Genomic DNA, 15761 nt, shown 5'->3' on the forward strand with positions numbered 1-15761 from the left:
GGGTGGTCGCGGCAAGCGGCTTCCCCCGAGAGTGACGGGAGGGGCAAGCCCCCCCTCCCCTCCTCGATCATTCGCCGCGGACTGCGTCCAGCACCGCTTCGATGGCAAGGCCGACGGACAGGATGTGTCGGTCCTGCATTGCGGTTCCGGCAATCATCAGGCCGACGGGCGCTTCGTCCGGCCGGTGGCAGGGCACAGAAAGCCCGCAACCATCCAGGAAGTTGAAGAAGGTGGGGTTGCGCAGGATGAGCCCGTTGGCGGCAAAGAAGGCCGTATCGTCTGCCACGAGCGGCGCAATCTCCGGTGCGATGATCGGAACGGTCGGCAGGATCACCGCATCATAGCCACGCACACGCTCGGTCACGCCAGCCGTCCATGCGGCCCGCGCCGCCAGCGCATCGAGATAATCGGCAGCACTCAAATCCCGCCCGCGCAGGATGCGTGCCTTGACGCGCGGGTCGTAGGTGTCGCCCGCCTCCTCCAGCAGGGCGCGGTGCCAGTGCCAGGCTTCCGGCGCCACCAGCCCGCCGCGCGCATAGATACCGGACAACGTTTCGAACTCCGGGATCTCGATCTCGGTGATGACGGCACCCGCTGCGGAGAGGGCCGAGAGCGTTCGCTGGAAGGCGGCAGCAACCGTCTTGTCCATGCCGTCCAGCACCACGGTCTGCGGCACGGCGAGGCGTAGACCGCGGATGGGCGCGGCCTCCGGCACGCCCTCACCGCTTGCCGAAATGATGGCGTCGATGATGGCGCAGCAGGTGACGCTGGCCGCGAGTGGACCGATGGAATCGAGCGAGGTGGAGAGCGGCACGACGCCCTTTGCCGACACACGCCGCGCGGTCGGCTTGAAGCCGGTCAGCCCGCAAAGCGCAGACGGAATGCGGATGGAGCCGCCGGTATCCGTGCCGATGGCCGCCACCGCCATGCCGTCCGTTACCGACACGGCAGCACCGGACGAGGAGCCGCCGGGCACGCGGCCGGTGGCGCGGTCGTAGGGATTTTTTGGCGTGCCGTAATGCGGATTGATGCCGATGCCGGAAAAGGCAAACTCGCTCATATTGGTGGTGCCGGTGATGACGGCGCCGGCGGCAATCAGGCGGGAGACAACCGGGGCATTTCCTGTGGCAACCGGCCTACCCTTCAGCGCAACCGAGCCGGCCAGCGTCGTCTCGCCGGCGATGTCGAAAAGGTCCTTCACCGAGATCGGCACGCCCTCCAGCGGCGAGCGCGAAAAGCCTGCCGCGCGGGTCCTCTCCGAGGCGGCCGCGAGGTGGCGGGCGCGCTGATCGTTGCGGCGAATGAAGACACGGGCGCCCTCGCCGGCCGGATCGCTGATGCGGGACAGGGCGTCATCGGCCAGGGTGCTGGCCGTCGTGGTGCCGGCGTCAAGCGCTGCGGCGGCGGTGCGGATCGTCAAAGGTCTGGTCATCAAAACATCCAGGCATGGGGAAAAATACGGGCAGCAGATGCTCGGATTTTTTGGCGCGCCATGCAAGCCCGATGGCGCGAAAAGCGGCTTGCCGTGCGGCCGCTCCCCTGCACTTTTGCCCGGCAGTGACAGCAAGGGAATCAGTTGACAGCTGTCAACGGGTCTGGGTCGTCACCGCGGAAACCGAGTCGCGACAGCCTCAAGGGAGCAGCGGACGCAGCTGTCGCGCCACCGTTTGCAGCGGCGGCAGATAGCGCTCTGCCATCGTCTCCGGCGTGACCTGGGCTGCCGGGGCGCCGATGTTCAGCGCCGCAACCACCTTGCCACGCGCATTCGAGAGCGGCACGGCAATGGAACGTAGCCCGAGCTCCAGCTCCTGGTCGATCACTGCAAAGCCCTGGCGTCGCACCCGCTCAATCTCGTCCATAAGCACGTCAGGCTCTGTGCGGGTGAAGGGGGTGTAGGCGCGCCGATCGCTTGCCTCGATCAGTTGGCGGGCTTCATCGCCAGCAAGGGCGGCCAGCAGAACGCGGCCCATGGAGGCGCAATAGGCGGGAAGGCGGCTGCCGGGCATGAGGTTGATCGACATCACCCTCCGTTGCGAAGCGCGCGCCACATAGACCACTTCCGCCCCGTCCAGCACGCTTGCGGATGCGCTCTGCCCCACCTCTTCCGACAGGCGATCGAGGAAGGGCTGGATGATCTGCGGAAGCGGCGTGGCGGAAAGATAGGCATGGCCGAGGCGCAAGATGCGCGGCGTCAGCGAAAAGAACTTTCCGTCGTAGTCCGCATAGCCGAGTTCGGACAGCGTCAGCAGGCAGCGCCGGGCGGTGGCTCGATCTAGCCCCGTCACGCGCGCGACATCCGCAATGGACAGGCGAGGGCTTGAATCCGCAAAGGCTTCTATGACCCGCAGGCCTTTTGCAAAGCTCCCGATGAAATCCGTTTCCCGCATGTGCGCCTCCTGTGGCATCAGATATTGTGCGCTATATGAACAAAAGTCAAATAACGCACAAAAAAGTTGACGGCTGGCAACCGGCGGGCGCTAACTGCACCTCAGCAAAAACTCCGGGAGAGAGCCCCTATGGACAAGACAATCGGAAGCACGGCCGAAGCCGTCTCCGGCATTTTCGATGGCGCAACCATCATGATCGGCGGCTTCGGCGGATCCGGCGCACCGATCGAGCTCATCCACGCATTGATCGATCGGGGCGTGAAAAACCTCACCGTCATCAACAACAATGCCGGCAATGGCCGCATCGGCATTGCCGCCATGATCGATGCGGGCATGGTCAAAAAGATGATCTGCTCCTTCCCGCGCTCTTCCGATCCGCGCGCTTTCACCGATCGTTATCTCGCCGGCGAAATCGAACTGGAACTGGTGCCGCAGGGGACGCTTGCCGAACGCATCCGCGCCGGCGGCGCCGGCATTCCGGCCTTCTATACGCCGACCGCTTACGGAACCGAACTTGCCAACGGCAAGGTGATCGCCGAATTCGACGGCCGGCCCTATGTGCAGGAGCGCTGGCTGAAAGCAGATTTCGCCATCGTCAAGGCGGAACTCGGCGATACCCACGGCAACCTCACCTACAACAAGGCCGGCCGCAATTTTAATCCGCTGATGTGCATGGCCGCCAAGACCACCATTGCCCAGGTGACGACAATCCTGCCCCCCGGCGGCATTGATCCGGAAGCGGTCATCACGCCCGGCATTTTCGTGAACGGCGTCGTGGAAGTCGCCGACCCGCAACAGGAAGAAGTCCTCATCCGCGCCGGAGTGGCCTACGCATGACCGATAGCAGCACGCTCAACACCCGCGACGACCTGAAGCTCACGAACGCGCAGATCGCCTGGCGCGCAGCCCAGGATATTGCCGATGGCGCCTATGTGAACCTTGGCATCGGCTTTCCCGAAATGGTGGCGCGCTACCAGCCGCCGGGTCGCGAGGCGATCTTCCACACCGAAAACGGCATCCTGAATTTTGGCGAGCCGCCGCCGGAAGGGGAGGAGGACTGGAACCTCATCAATGCCGGCAAGAAGGCGGTAACGCTGAAGCCGGGTGCGTCCTTCTTCCACCACGCCGACAGTTTCGCCATGGTGCGCGGCGGCCATCTGGATGTCGCCATTCTCGGCGCCTATCAGGTGGCGCAGAACGGCGATCTCGCCAATTGGCGCGTCGGTTCCAAGGGCGTACCCGCCGTCGGTGGCGCCATGGATCTGGTGCATGGCGCAAAGCAGGTCTTCGTCATCACGGAGCATATGACGAAGGACGGCAAGCCCAAGCTGGTGGAGACCTGCACCTTTCCGCTGACGGGCGTCGGCTGCATCACCCGCGTCTATACCAGCCATGCGGTGATCGATATCCGCGCCGGGCATTTCGTCCTGCGCGAGATGCGCCCGGGCATGACGCTGGATGAGTTGCAGGCGATGACCGGCGCGCCGCTGCATACCGATGGCGATGTGGCCGACCTGATCGTGCCGACACTCTGAGCGTCTGCGGCGAAATCGCCGCTGGCCGAAATTGTTTTATGCTTTAAGCATATCAGCAAGGGGCGAACCGCGCTGCGGCTCGGCACGCCATGCCTGAGGGAGATTGACATGACTGACGCCTATATCTGCGATTACATCCGCACCCCCATCGGCCGCTTCGGCGGTGCCCTGTCGTCCGTGCGCGCCGATGATCTCGGCGCGGTGCCGCTGAAGGCGCTCATGGAGCGCAACAGTTCCGTCGACTGGGAAGCCGTCGATGACGTAATCTATGGCTGCGCCAACCAGGCGGGCGAGGACAACCGCAATGTCGCGCGCATGTCTCTCCTGCTCGCCGGCCTGCCGGTCTCGGTCACCGGCACCACGATCAACCGGCTGTGCGGTTCGGGCATGGACGCCGTCATTGCCGCGGCCCGCGCCATCAAGGCCGGCGAAGCAGAGCTGATGATTGCCGGCGGCGTGGAAAGCATGAGCCGCGCGCCCTTCGTCATGCCGAAGGCCGAGACCGCCTTTTCGCGCGCGGCCGAAATCTATGACACGACGATCGGCTGGCGCTTCATCAACCCGCTGATGAAGAAACAGTATGGCGTCGATTCGATGCCGGAGACGGGCGAAAATGTCGCGGCCGATTTCCATGTGAGCCGCGAGGATCAGGACGCCTTTGCCGTGCGCAGCCAGAACAAGGCATCGGCGGCGCAGGCCAATGGTCGCCTTACCAAGGAAATCGTCTCCGTAACGATTCCACAGCGCAAGGGCGATCCGATTGTCGTGGAGAAGGACGAGCATCCCCGCGCCACCACCATCGAAGCGCTCGCCAAGCTCCCCACGCCGTTTCGCAAGGATGGCGGCACGGTGACGGCCGGCAATGCATCCGGCGTCAACGACGGCGCGGCAGCGCTCATCATTGCCTCCGCGGCGGCTGCGAAAAAATATGGCCTGACACCGATTGCCCGCATCCTCGGCGGTGCAACGGCCGGTGTTCCGCCACGCATCATGGGCATTGGCCCGGCACCCGCCAGCCAGAAACTGCTCGACCGGTTGGGTCTGACCCAGGACCAGCTCGATGTGATCGAGCTCAACGAGGCCTTTGCAAGCCAGGGCCTTGCCACGCTTCGTCAGCTGGGCATTGCCGATGATGATGCCCGCGTCAACCGCAATGGCGGCGCCATTGCCCTTGGCCACCCGCTTGGCATGTCGGGCGCCCGCATCACCGGCACGGCAGCGCTCGAACTTCAGGAGACCGGCGGCCGCTACGCGCTGTCGACCATGTGCATCGGCGTCGGGCAGGGCATCGCCGTGGTGCTGGAACGGGCCTGATGCTCTCGCGCTCTCTCCTTGACTATCGCCAGGGAGAGAGAACGTCGGCAATGACTTACGTTGTCGACCGGTAACCGCGCCGGCGCTTGGCGGAAACCAGCCGATCCATGGCCTCTGCCGCCGCGGTCCAATCATCAAAAACCTGCTGGCGGTCGCGCCCGAGCGTACCGATACGACCCCAGCTGCGGGTGAGGCAGATTTCGCCGAACAGATCGACCTCGATGGCAACATGATAGAACCGTGCCATGTTGCGGGTCGGGTCAATGCGATGGGCCAGATGCACGTGAAATCGTTGTTCTGTCATGGCCGCCACTGTGGCGAACGCTTCGGATACCGTCCAACGCATGTTTGGAATCGATTGGGCGTGATTGATTCACGTCGTTGATCGGTGGGGAGGGGCTTTCAGCGCAGAAGGTCGATCAGCTGGTTATAGAGGCCGCTCATCGGTTGCTCGACCTCCTGTTTCGGCGTCAGCCCTGCGTCAAATCCTGCAGCCTGAAAGCGGTCGATCAGCGCGCCATCGCGGCTGATCACGGAAAAGGGCACCGCGCGCGAGGCGTCCGGCCCGGTGACGATGGCCGCCGGCTGGTGATCGCCGATGACGAGAAACACCGCATCCTCGCCGTGGCGCGCAATATAGCTCGACAGCGCCTGCAGGCTGTAATCGATGGTTTCGATATATTGCCGGCGCACCCGCTCCGGATTGGCCCAGACAACCGCTGGCGGATCGCCGCTCGTCGCCTGCGCATCGAACACGCTCCCGTCGCCAATCGCGTCCCAGTCGACCATCGAGGCGACCGGCGTCCAGGGTGCGTGCGAGGAAATCAGCGCCATTTCCACCATCGCCGGCTTTCGCGGCTTTTTCGCCCGCACCATGGTCTGCAGCGCCGACAGCGTGTACTGGTCGGGCATGGTGATCCAGTTGAATGGCTTTCCGCGGTAGCCGAGATCCTTGGCGGCGAGGATCCGGTCATAGCCGTAATAGGCGGCCTCCGGCCAGTCCATGGTAATGGCCGGCATCACCGCCACGGCCTCCCAGCCGGCATCGGCAAACAGCCGGTTGAGGCTTGGGCGCTCGCTTGCCATCAGCCGGTCATAGCGGGCCTGGCTGTCGATCTGAAGGCCGGACAGAAACGTGCCATGGGCAAGCCAGCTGAGGCCGCCAACAGTGGGCGAGGTGATCCAGCGGCTGGCAGACTGAAAGCCGGCGCGGCCGAGTTCTTTCTCCATCGCGGCAAGGCGCGGAGCAGTGACGGGTGCATAGCGCGGATCCTCCACAGCACTGCGACCATAGGATTCGACAAAGACGAGGATGACATCGCGCCCGGCGACCGCCTGAAACAGCTGGCTATTTCCCGCAGATGCGCGGCCTGCCTTTTCACCGTCCGCCAATTGCTGTTCGAAAAGCCGGAGGTCACGGGCCGCCGCAATGCCAAGCGTCACGCGCGCGCCAAGATAACGTCCCGCATCCGCCGTCACCGGCAGGGTCCCGGGACGGAGGCTCGTTGTGGCAAGGAGAAGCGCGCTGACGGCAAGGAGGCCCGCCGAGAGCCCGGCCCGCCGGCCGGTCATCCGGCCAACAGGGGCCAATCGGCGGATCGCGGAAAAAGTGAGCCCGAGCACGCCCGCCAGCAGAAGGACGATCCCGAGCAATGAGAGACATGCGGCAAGGAAGCCAAGGTTGCCGGAGGCGATGTTCCAGCCGTCGCCCAGCATCTTCACGTCGAGATAGGGGTTGAACGGCCGCTGAAAGGCGGCCTGGGTGCCGATATCGGCAAGCTTCAGGAACAGCATCACGCCGCAGACGAGCGTCAGGAGAAAGGCCAGCAGCCGGTTCAGCCGGTCGCGCGCCATGATCAGCACCGCAAGAAGGGCCGGCACTTCCAGCGGCAGCCGCAGAAAGGCGGCCGGCGTCATGGCATCCGGGTGATCGGGCATGTTGAGCACCACAAGCGTGATGGCGCAGAAGATGAAGCCCGCGACGACCGCCTGTCTGAGACGGGCCGGGGGAGGGGAGGGCGCGGAAGATGACGCAGAAGGAACAAGCGGCGGGGGAGGGGAGGGCTGGGTCATGAGGGCAATCCGGAGGCGAAGCCTCTCCGTAGCAACAACGGACACGGCATCGCCCTACCCTCGCTCAAGACAGGCGTGCGATGGCCTGAAGCGGGCAGCGGGAGGAGGACCCGCAAAGATGTGCGATGCAGACCTCTGCCGAAAATGGCATGCCGGCTGAAAAGCGGGTAGGAGACATTTTGCTCCAAACCAGGAAAGGCTGGCGCTTGAACCTTCTGCGGACCCTTGCAACGCCTATTGCGCTCGCTTGTCTTGCGCTTCTCGTCTGGTGGCTGAAGCCGCAGGACATTCTGGCGGCGCTGTCGAATGTCTCTCTCCTGCATGTGATTGTCGGGCTCTTGCTGGTGGAGGGGCAGATCATCCTGTCTGGCCTGCGCTGGCGGTTCACCGCCGGCAGGCTCGGGCAGGAGATGACGCTTTCCCATGCGATCGGCGAATATTACGTGGCAAGCGCAGTCAATCAGGTCGCCCCGGGCGGCATGGCGGGCGATGTGCTGCGCGCCTATCGCAGCGCAGATGGCGAGGCCGGCGGCTGGCAGCGTTCGGCAAAGGCCGTGTTCTTCGAGCGGCTGTCGGGGCAGTTCGCCTTCATCGTGATTTGCCTGCCGGGGCTGGTGTTCTGGCCGCTGTTGATCGGCGGCAACCTGATGACCGGCAAAGGCCTGCTGGTGGCGGGCGCAGTGTTCGCCGGGCTTTGCGTCGGTGTGGTTTTGCTGATGCGCCGGTTCAAGGGGCTGGCGGCAGAGTTCGGCCAGGTGTTTCTGGCGCGCGGCGCCTTTGTCGTGCAGGGCGGCCTCAGCCTGCTGGTGGTTCTCGGCTATGTGGCGCTGTTCCTGCTCGCGGCTGATGCGGTGGGTGCGCCCTTGCCGCTGGCCGGTGCCTTCACCGTCGTTCCGCTCTGTCTGGCGGCCATGCTGATCCCGACCGGGCTTGGTGGCTGGGGCACGCGCGAGGCGGCAGCGGCAGCCCTCTGGCCGCTGATCGGTCTTGCCAGTGCAGACGGCGTTTCGGCAAGTCTCGTTTACGGCGCGCTTGCCATGGCCGGCGCCTCTCCGGGCTTTCTGGTCATGGCCTTTTCGCGACGCGGTGGAAAAACCGTCGAAAAATCCGGCTGACAGCGGCATGACCGCCTGTCTCACGTCGCATCCACCTTGCGCCGCATCAGCGCCAGAACATCGACACCGAAGGAATAGGTCAGCGCCGCCAGCGCCCCGCCGCAGATCCAGGCCGACAGCGGCGCTGTCACCTGCGGCACCAGCACCAGGCAAAGGGCCGCTCCCTGCACCACGCAGACCGTCTTTCGGCGCAGCGACGGCGAAAGCTCGGCGCGCAGCGCCGGCAAAAACCACTGCGCCAGCACAAACAGGTAGCGCATCAGCCCGATCAGGACGACCCAGGCGCCGGCCTTGCCGAGCACGAGGGCCGCAACCGACAGGATGAGGATAAGGGCCGCATCCACCTCCATGTCGAAGCGGGCGCCGAGCGCCGACTGCTGGCGGAACCGGCGCGCCAGATAGCCATCGACACCATCGAGCGCCAGCGCAGAGAGGACGGCAGCCACCATCCACCAGATCATCGCATCGAGATGAGGCCCCCCAAAACTTTGAGAAAATAGAACCGTTGCCGCAACAAAGCTCACGATACCGGCGCGCAAGGCCGTGACAAGATTGGCGTAGCCGAACCGAAGATGGCGGTGGAACGGCAGGCCATGCACGACAGCGGCGAAGATGCCGGCGAGAAGAATGCCGGCAATGATCGGCACATGGATCTCCAGCGGCAGGTGGCTTGCCGCCATCGCCCAGCTGGCAATCGAGGCCAGATAGACGACGCAGAGCACTTTCAAGGTATTGAGAAGCAGCGGATCGTGGCTGAAGAAAGCCGGCCGCAGGCGCGACGCAAAGCCTGCGCCGTGCCTTTCATCGTGGATGGACATGACAAGCCTCCCGCCTTGCGCCTTATTCTGCGGCAACCAGCGTTTCGAGGTCCAGCATATGCCCGGCACGCAGGGTCTTTGTGCGCAGGTAGTTTTGGTTTTCCACTGTTACGCGGCCGAGAACGGGCGTGCGGGCATGAACGGTGATGCCGCCGGCCTGAAGGGCTGCGATCTTCGTCGGATTGTTGGTGTAGACCACCACCTCGCCGATGCCGAGAAGCCGCAGCATGGCAACGGCCGCCTCATAGCGGCGGTGATCCTGCCCGAAACCCAGTTCCGCATCGGCATCGATCGTGTCGAGGCCGAGATGCTGGTAGCCATAGGCGCGCATCTTGGCGCCGATGCCTGTGCCGCGACCTTCCTGGTCGAGATAGACCAGCACGCCGCCGCCGGCCTGCTGCAAAAGCTCAAGACCGTTGCGCAGCTGGTCGCCGCAATCGCATTTCAGCGAGCCGCAGAGATCCCCGGTGATGCAGGAGGAATGGATGCGGATCGGCACCGGCTTTGAAACATCCGGCTTGCCGACGACGATCGCCACCTGATCCTTCTGCGCCACGCCACCGCGAAACACGACAAAATCGGCATCGCCGAAATCCTTGAGAGGCACGCGGGTGCGCGCCACCTTCTGGAAGGTTTCGCGCGCCGGACGCAGATTCGAAAGCTCGGACGCATGAAGACCGCAGCAGCCATCGAAACGGTCTTCAAGGCCGGTCACGTCGGCGCAGATCATCGCCGGAAGGAGAAGGGCCACGCTTGCAAGCTCAGCCGACTGCGACAACAGCGCATCGGCCGGACGGCAGGTGCGCGGCACCTCGGCATCGAGCGCATAGGAAAGGCGGGAGGCCTGCTCGAAATTCAGGCCGGCAAGCGGCACGGCCACATCATGATTGGTTTTCAAGCCCAGCCGGCGTGCGCGCTCGCGGGTCAGCAGCAGGTCGTGCGCATTGTGCACGGTTGCGGCAAACTGGTCGTAGACGGCAGGCGAGGCCGCATCCAGCGCCAGCACGGCAAGCTTGCGGTGGTCATCCGAAAACAGAACAGGCCGGCCATAACGCAATTCCGAGACGGCGCGCTCAACGGCGATGGCGGGATTGGAAAAGTGTTTCGAGAATGGGCTCTCTGCGGTCATGCTGGCCTCCTTGTGTCCTTAGGTGGCGCTACGCCCTTCAAAAGACAACGGATCGCCGGCTATTATAAATTAAAATTGATGCATCTCGCGCGCGCCTTTTCGAAAACCTGCCTTAGATACAGGCAGAATGTGGCACAGCGCAGGAGAACATCGGAATGGGCCTTTCGACAGCAGGCGCCGGCCGGGAGTGTAACGACACGGCACGAGCGCTCTGGTTCGAGGCGCCCGGTCGCTGTGCCGTGCGCGAGGAGCCGCTTCCGCCAACGCAAGGCCATGAGGCTCGGGTGAAGGCGCTCTTCAGCGGCATCAGCCGCGGCACCGAATCCACCGTCTTCAAGGGCCTCGTGCCGGACAGCGAGCGCGAGCGCATGCGTGGTCCCCATATGGGCGGCGAGTTTCCGTTTCCGGTCAAATATGGATACGCCCTGGTGGGCCTTGTGGAAGAGGGGCCGGAAACGCTTGCCGGCAAAACCGTCTTTGCGCTCTATCCGCATCAGGATCGGCTCAACATCGATGCCGCCATGGTGACGCCGCTTCCGCCGGGCCTGCCGGCGGAGCGGGCGGTGCTGACGGCCAATATGGAAACCGCGCTCAACATCGTCTGGGATGCGCTGATCCAGCCCGGAGACCGGGTCGCTGTGTTCGGGGCAGGCGTCGTCGGAACGCTTACCGCCTATTTGAGCAGCCGGATTGCCGGCACAGAAACGCTACTGATCGACCGCGATCCAGAGCGGGCGGCGCTTGCCAGCGCGCTCGGGCTGGATTTTGCGCCAGGCGATGGCGTTGCAGGCGAGTTCGATGTGCTGATCAATGCGTCCGGCGCACCGGCTGCACTGGCGCAGGCAATCGCGCTTGCCGGCATCGAGGCCCGCATCGTCGAGGCCAGCTGGTATGGCGAGCGGCGGGTCACCGTGCCGCTCGGCGGCGCCTTTCATTCGCGCCGGCTGTCCATCGTCTCCTCGCAGGTCGGCAGCGTTCCGCCGCATCGCCGCGCCCGCTGGACCTTCAAGCGTCGGCTTGAGAAGGCCATGGACCTTCTGCAGGATGCACGGCTAGACGCCCTGATCTCCGGCGAAACCGCCTTTGATGATCTGCAGGCGGCCTATCCGCGTATCCTTGATGCAACCGATACGCTCTGCCACCGCGTCCGCTACACCTAAACGCTTTCACCCGCACGCCTTTACCCCATAGAGCCCGAAGGAAGGACCAAGAGTTTCATGTTCGCAGTCGAAGTCAGAGACCACATCATGATCGCCCACAGCCTGAAGCGGCCGGTTTTCGGCCCCGCCCAGGGCATGCATGGCGCAACCTTCGTGGTGGATGCCGCCTTCTTCACCAAGGACGTCGACGAGGACGGGCTGGCCGTCGATATCGGTCTTGCCACACAGGTTCTGTCGGAGGTGCTAAAGCCGCTCAACTACCAGAACCTCGATGAGCTGGAGGTGTTCAAGGGCCGCATTTCGACCACCGAAGTGATTGCCAAGCATATCTTCGATGCCTTGAAGCAGGCGGTTGCGGACAACAAGCTCGGCCCCGGCAGCGCCCGCATCTGCCGCCTTCGCGTGCTGCTCAATGAGAGCCATATGGCGCGCGGCTGGTACGAGGCCGATCTTTGAGCGGGCGCCTCGTGCTTGCCTATCCCGGCCGGCTTGAAACCAGCACCGGCGGCTATGCCTATGACCGCCGCCTGATCGAGGGGCTGCGCTGCGCCGGATGGACCGTCGAGACGCTGGGTCTCGGCGATGGCTTTCCGAACCCGTCCGCGGAACAGCTTCAGGAAGCGGAAGCCCGGCTCGATGCCTTGCCAGACGAGACACTGGTGATGATCGATGGGCTCGCCTTCGGCGTCATGGATCGGTGGGCTGAACGCTCTGCCGCACGGTTGCGGGTGGTGGCGCTGGTGCATCATCCGCTGGCGCTTGAAACGGGCCTGACACCGGTGCAGCAGGCAACTTTCCAGCAGGTGGAAATGCGCGCGCTGTCCCATGTCCGCCATATCGTCGTGACATCCCCCGCAACCGCGCGCGGCCTCACCGCGCATTACGGTGTGGCCGAGGAGAAGATCACGGTGGCGCTTCCCGGCACCGAGCGGGCGCCGGTTGCCAAGGGCAATAATGTGCCGCCGCATATTCTGACGGTTGGCACGCTCACCCGCCGCAAGGGGCATGACGTTCTCTTGAAGGCGCTCGACCGCGTGCGCGATCTCGCCTGGCACGCCACCATTGTCGGCAGCCGCGATCTCGATCCGGTCACCACCGCCGAATTGGAAATGCTGCGCCACCAGCTGAAGCTCACCGACCGCGTGACCTTTGCCGGCGAGCGGGCGGATGTGCGGCTGACGATGAGTGAAGCAGATATCTTCGCGCTTGCCAGCCGCTACGAGGGCTATGGCATGGTGTTTGCCGAGGCGCTGTCGCAAGGGCTGCCGGTGGTTGCATGCCTTGCGGGTGCCATTCCCGACGTCGTGCCGAAATCGGCAGGGCTTCTGGTGGCGGTGGATGATGTGGAGGCTTTTGCCGCCGCGCTGCGCCGGCTTCTGACTTCTTCTGCCGAACGGCGAAAATTTGCCGATGCGGCCTTCATTGCGGGCTTAAATTTGCCGGGCTGGCCAGATACGGCCGCAATTGTCTCTTCTGCCCTCCACCGCCTTTCCTGAAAGGAACTCCATGAGCGGCTTCGATGCGAAATGGCTTCGCCTGCGCGAGCCTGTCGATGGTCTGGCGCGCGACGTAGCGCTGGTCGATGCCTTCAGCCGTTACGTCGCAGACCGTGCGCCGCCGGCAACCGTACTCGATATCGGCTGCGGCACCGGCTCCACCTATCGCAGCCTGTCGCAGCACCTGCCCGCAGGCACGAACTGGCGGCTTCTGGATTATGATCCTTCCCTGCTTGCGGCCGCCGAAAAGCAGCTGGGGACGGACGGAATCGAATTTGTCCGCCACGACCTCAACCAGCCGGACGGCATGCCGCTCGATGGCGTGGCGATCGTCACCGCCTCCGCCTTCTTCGATCTCGGCTCCGCCGCCTTCTGCGACCGGCTTCTCGGCGTGCTTGCAGCGCGGCGCATCGGGCTCTATGCGGCCTTGAACTACGACGGGCGCGTGGAATGGCAGCGCCCGCATCCGCTCGATCAGCGCGTGGTGGCCGATTTCAACCGCCATCAGCTGACGGACAAGGGGCTGGGGCCGGCGCTTGGACCGAACGCGACCGAGCACCTGCGGACAAAGCTCGATGCTCTTTCCTATGACGTTTCGATTGCGCCGAGCGTCTGGCGGATCGGCCGCGACGAGGCGGATCTTCACATCGCCTTCCTGCGCGGTCTGGTCGATCCGGTGCTGGAGATCGGCACGCTGCAGCCGGAAGAAATCGGCGAATGGATGGCGTTCAGGCTAGCCTATGTCCGGGGAGAGCGGGGCGGATGTGAGGTCGGCCACCACGACCTTCTGGCGCTGCCGCGAGACTGAGGCATCCCTTGAGCGCGGCGTCAGCTCGCAATCGAACAGGATGTCGCTGCCGAGGCTGAATACCCGGGCGGCCGGTCGCTGCGCCTGCGAGAGCGCATCGATCGGCGGCAGCGATATACCCGAGGGGCCGGAGCCGATGATGAGCGGGGCAATCGACACATGCAGCCGGTCGACAAGCCCCTGGTCGATGAAACGCGAGATGGTGCGTGCGCCGCCTTCGACCAGGATGCGCTCCAACCCACGCGCAGACAGCGCATCCAGGATGGCATGCGGACAAAGCCCTGCCGGCGATTGCGCAAGCCGGATCACCTGCGCGCGGTAGCGACGCTCCGGCGCCTCCTTCGACTGGATGAGGATGACGGGGGCGCCGCCGTCATGAAACAGGCCTTCCTCCCCCGATAGCTCGGCCCGGCAGTCGATGACGACGCGCACCGGATCAGGACCCTTCACCTCGCGCACGGACAGCCGCGGATTATCCGCCTTGACCGTCCCGACGCCGACGATGACCGCCTCCACCAGCGCGCGGCAGCGGTGGAGATGGGCAAGACCGTCGGGACCGGAAATATCGCGCGCATCGCCTGAAATCGTTGCCACCCGCCCATCGAGCGACTGGCCGACCTGCGCCAGCACGAAACGGCCGCGGGCAGCGGCAATCGGCCCATAGAGCTGCAGCCCGGGTTCTTCAAATGGGGTCGGACGATGCCGGCCGTCACTGAGGCCGAGCAGGCGTGTCCAGAGCGGTTCGGTCATCTTGATGCTGCGCATGTCTTTGAAGTGTCCGCCGGCTTGATGGTCACAGGATACGGGTGAGCGTTTCGTCGCGGCGGATAATATGATGGAATAAAACCGCCCCGAGATGCAACGCGATGAGACCGAAAAGGATCCATGCGCTGACGCTGTGGATGGCGGAAAACCAGGGCGCGATGGCAGGCGCTTTACCGATCGGGCTCCAGATCGGCACGATGTTGAACCAGCGCAGCGGAAAGCCATGCGCATTGGTTGCCAGAAATCCGCTGAGTGGCATGACCACCAGAGCGCAATACAGGAGGCCGTGCACGAGCCGGCTCGCCCATCCCTCCACGCCGGCGGCAGGGGAGGGGAGGGACGACGAGGCAGTGAGCCGCGTGCCGATGCGCACCAGCATCAGCCACAGCACGATGAAGCCGAGGCTTTCATGCAGCAGGTAGAAGTCGAGCTTCACATCCTCGCGGGTAAACTTGATCACCATGCCGAGCGGCCAGACAACGGCCACGAGGGCCGCCACCAGCCAGTGCACCACGCGCATCGCCGCCGGATAGCGCACCTCTCGCCCCGTCCGTGTCATCGGCGCCTCCCCCTCTTCCATCACCCTCTGGTCCTGTCGGGGGAGGTTACGCGATTTCGAACGAAAAGGATGGCTGATATTCGATCAACTCGCCGCGAGGGGCAAGCGGTGCTAGCGATCCACGGGGCGAGGGCGGCCGCTTTCGTCCAGCGCCACCATGACGAAACTCGCCTCCGTCACCTTCTGGCGGGTTTCGGAGAACTGCCGGCGAACCCAGCATTCCACCGACAACGTCATGGAGGTGCGCCCGACATGGGTGACGGTCGAATAGATGCAGAGCGTATCGCCCACCTTCACCGGCTGGCGGAAGATCATTTCGCGCACGGCGGCCGTTACCGTGCGCCCGCGTGCGCGCTCGGAGGAGGCAATGCCGGCAGCGGCATCCATCTGCGCCATCACCCAGCCGCCAAAGATATCGCCGGCCGGATTGGCATCGGCGGGCATGGCAAGGGTGCGCAGTGTCAGGTCGCCCTTGGGACCATCGGAAAGGTCGTCCGGCTTCGTCGTCATGGTATCGTCATTCTCCATTGTGCAATGCACAACAGATGGACGCGCACCGTCAGACCTTCAAGCGATGTTCCTGCATGGCGGTATTGCAGGAT

At 64.4% G+C, this 15761-nt stretch carries 17 protein-coding genes; 8 read left to right on the forward strand and 9 right to left on the reverse strand.

The genetic code is table 11. The features are described from left to right. Window positions 1-67: 67 nt before the first annotated feature. The gene (locus J2858_RS17670) at window positions 68-1432 is read right to left on the reverse strand and encodes an amidase (RefSeq protein ID WP_210106152.1); all 1365 of its coding nucleotides are present in this window, start codon (window positions 1430-1432) and stop codon (window positions 68-70) included. 199 nt (window positions 1433-1631) lie between these two features. Further along, window positions 1632-2387: an IclR family transcriptional regulator gene (locus J2858_RS17675; RefSeq protein ID WP_210106153.1), complete on the reverse strand. Its 756-nt coding sequence runs from the start codon at window positions 2385-2387 to the stop codon at window positions 1632-1634. Between the two features lie 129 nt (window positions 2388-2516). Between J2858_RS17675 and J2858_RS17680 the strand changes: the two genes are divergently transcribed. The 3 genes from J2858_RS17680 (at window position 2517) to pcaF (ending at window position 5236) form a co-directional block, all read left to right on the forward strand. Beyond that, window positions 2517-3224, forward strand: coding sequence for a 3-oxoacid CoA-transferase subunit A (locus J2858_RS17680; RefSeq protein ID WP_210106154.1), 708 nt, complete (start codon window positions 2517-2519; stop codon window positions 3222-3224). Next, complete coding sequence (locus J2858_RS17685; RefSeq protein ID WP_210106155.1) at window positions 3221-3922, forward strand: CoA transferase subunit B; 702 nt, start codon at window positions 3221-3223, stop codon at window positions 3920-3922. The genes J2858_RS17680 and J2858_RS17685 overlap by 4 nt, the downstream gene beginning before the upstream one ends. A 108-nt stretch (window positions 3923-4030) precedes the next feature. Continuing rightward, complete coding sequence (pcaF, locus tag J2858_RS17690; RefSeq protein ID WP_210106156.1) at window positions 4031-5236, forward strand: 3-oxoadipyl-CoA thiolase; 1206 nt, start codon at window positions 4031-4033, stop codon at window positions 5234-5236. 55 nt (window positions 5237-5291) lie between these two features. Here the strand turns inward: pcaF and J2858_RS17695 are convergent, their stop codons facing one another. Further along, on the reverse strand, window positions 5292-5540 hold the full coding sequence (locus J2858_RS17695; RefSeq protein ID WP_210106157.1) for a WGR domain-containing protein: 249 nt from the start codon (window positions 5538-5540) through the stop codon (window positions 5292-5294). Window positions 5541-5638: 98 nt separating this feature from the next. After that, on the reverse strand, window positions 5639-7309 hold the full coding sequence (locus tag J2858_RS17700) for a sulfatase (protein WP_210106158.1): 1671 nt from the start codon (window positions 7307-7309) through the stop codon (window positions 5639-5641). A gap of 206 nt (window positions 7310-7515) precedes the next feature. Here J2858_RS17700 and J2858_RS17705 point away from each other — a divergent pair, with 206 nt between their 5' ends. Then, complete coding sequence (locus J2858_RS17705; protein WP_245366554.1) at window positions 7516-8424, forward strand: lysylphosphatidylglycerol synthase transmembrane domain-containing protein; 909 nt, start codon at window positions 7516-7518, stop codon at window positions 8422-8424. A gap of 20 nt (window positions 8425-8444) precedes the next feature. Here J2858_RS17705 and J2858_RS17710 read toward each other — a convergent pair whose 3' ends face one another. Together J2858_RS17710 and ribA are read right to left on the reverse strand one after the other, a co-directional pair. Next, on the reverse strand, window positions 8445-9242 hold the full coding sequence (locus J2858_RS17710) for a CDP-alcohol phosphatidyltransferase family protein (RefSeq protein ID WP_210106159.1): 798 nt from the start codon (window positions 9240-9242) through the stop codon (window positions 8445-8447). Window positions 9243-9264: 22 nt separating this feature from the next. Next, complete coding sequence (gene ribA / locus J2858_RS17715; RefSeq protein ID WP_210106160.1) at window positions 9265-10371, reverse strand: GTP cyclohydrolase II RibA; 1107 nt, start codon at window positions 10369-10371, stop codon at window positions 9265-9267. A 155-nt stretch (window positions 10372-10526) separates the two neighbouring features. On the opposite strand from ribA, the gene J2858_RS17720 reads away from it, so the two are divergent. From J2858_RS17720 to J2858_RS17735, 4 genes are read left to right on the forward strand one after another with little or no spacing between them, the layout of a single operon-like run. Then, window positions 10527-11531 carry a zinc-dependent alcohol dehydrogenase gene (locus J2858_RS17720; RefSeq protein WP_210106161.1) on the forward strand — a complete coding sequence of 335 codons (1005 nt, stop codon included), beginning with the start codon at window positions 10527-10529 and terminating at the stop codon, window positions 11529-11531. 57 nt (window positions 11532-11588) lie between these two features. Continuing rightward, complete coding sequence (locus J2858_RS17725; protein ID WP_210106162.1) at window positions 11589-11987, forward strand: 6-pyruvoyl trahydropterin synthase family protein; 399 nt, start codon at window positions 11589-11591, stop codon at window positions 11985-11987. Continuing rightward, window positions 11984-13027 carry a glycosyltransferase family 4 protein gene (locus J2858_RS17730; protein ID WP_210106163.1) on the forward strand — a complete coding sequence of 348 codons (1044 nt, stop codon included), beginning with the start codon at window positions 11984-11986 and terminating at the stop codon, window positions 13025-13027. The genes J2858_RS17725 and J2858_RS17730 overlap by 4 nt, the downstream gene beginning before the upstream one ends. A 10-nt stretch (window positions 13028-13037) precedes the next feature. Then, window positions 13038-13835 carry a class I SAM-dependent methyltransferase gene (locus tag J2858_RS17735; RefSeq protein ID WP_210106164.1) on the forward strand — a complete coding sequence of 266 codons (798 nt, stop codon included), beginning with the start codon at window positions 13038-13040 and terminating at the stop codon, window positions 13833-13835. On the opposite strand, the gene J2858_RS17740 is transcribed toward J2858_RS17735, so the two are convergent. From J2858_RS17740 to J2858_RS17750, 3 genes are all read right to left on the reverse strand, one after another. Continuing rightward, entirely contained in the window at window positions 13761-14600 is an 840-nt protein-coding gene (locus J2858_RS17740) for a RibD family protein (protein ID WP_210106165.1), read from the reverse strand. The two genes, J2858_RS17735 and J2858_RS17740, sit on opposite strands and share 75 nt — an antisense overlap. A 28-nt stretch (window positions 14601-14628) precedes the next feature. Beyond that, window positions 14629-15159 (reverse strand): cytochrome b, encoded by a 531-nt coding sequence (locus J2858_RS17745; RefSeq protein WP_210106166.1) that lies wholly within the window; start codon window positions 15157-15159, stop codon window positions 14629-14631. Window positions 15160-15270: 111 nt separating this feature from the next. Next, the gene (locus tag J2858_RS17750) at window positions 15271-15669 is read right to left on the reverse strand and encodes an acyl-CoA thioesterase (RefSeq protein WP_210106167.1); all 399 of its coding nucleotides are present in this window, start codon (window positions 15667-15669) and stop codon (window positions 15271-15273) included. Window positions 15670-15761 lie beyond the last annotated feature (92 nt).

This window comes from Neorhizobium galegae (assembly GCF_017877135.1).
In the GTDB taxonomy this organism is placed as follows: Bacteria; Pseudomonadota; Alphaproteobacteria; order Rhizobiales; family Rhizobiaceae; genus Neorhizobium; species Neorhizobium galegae_A.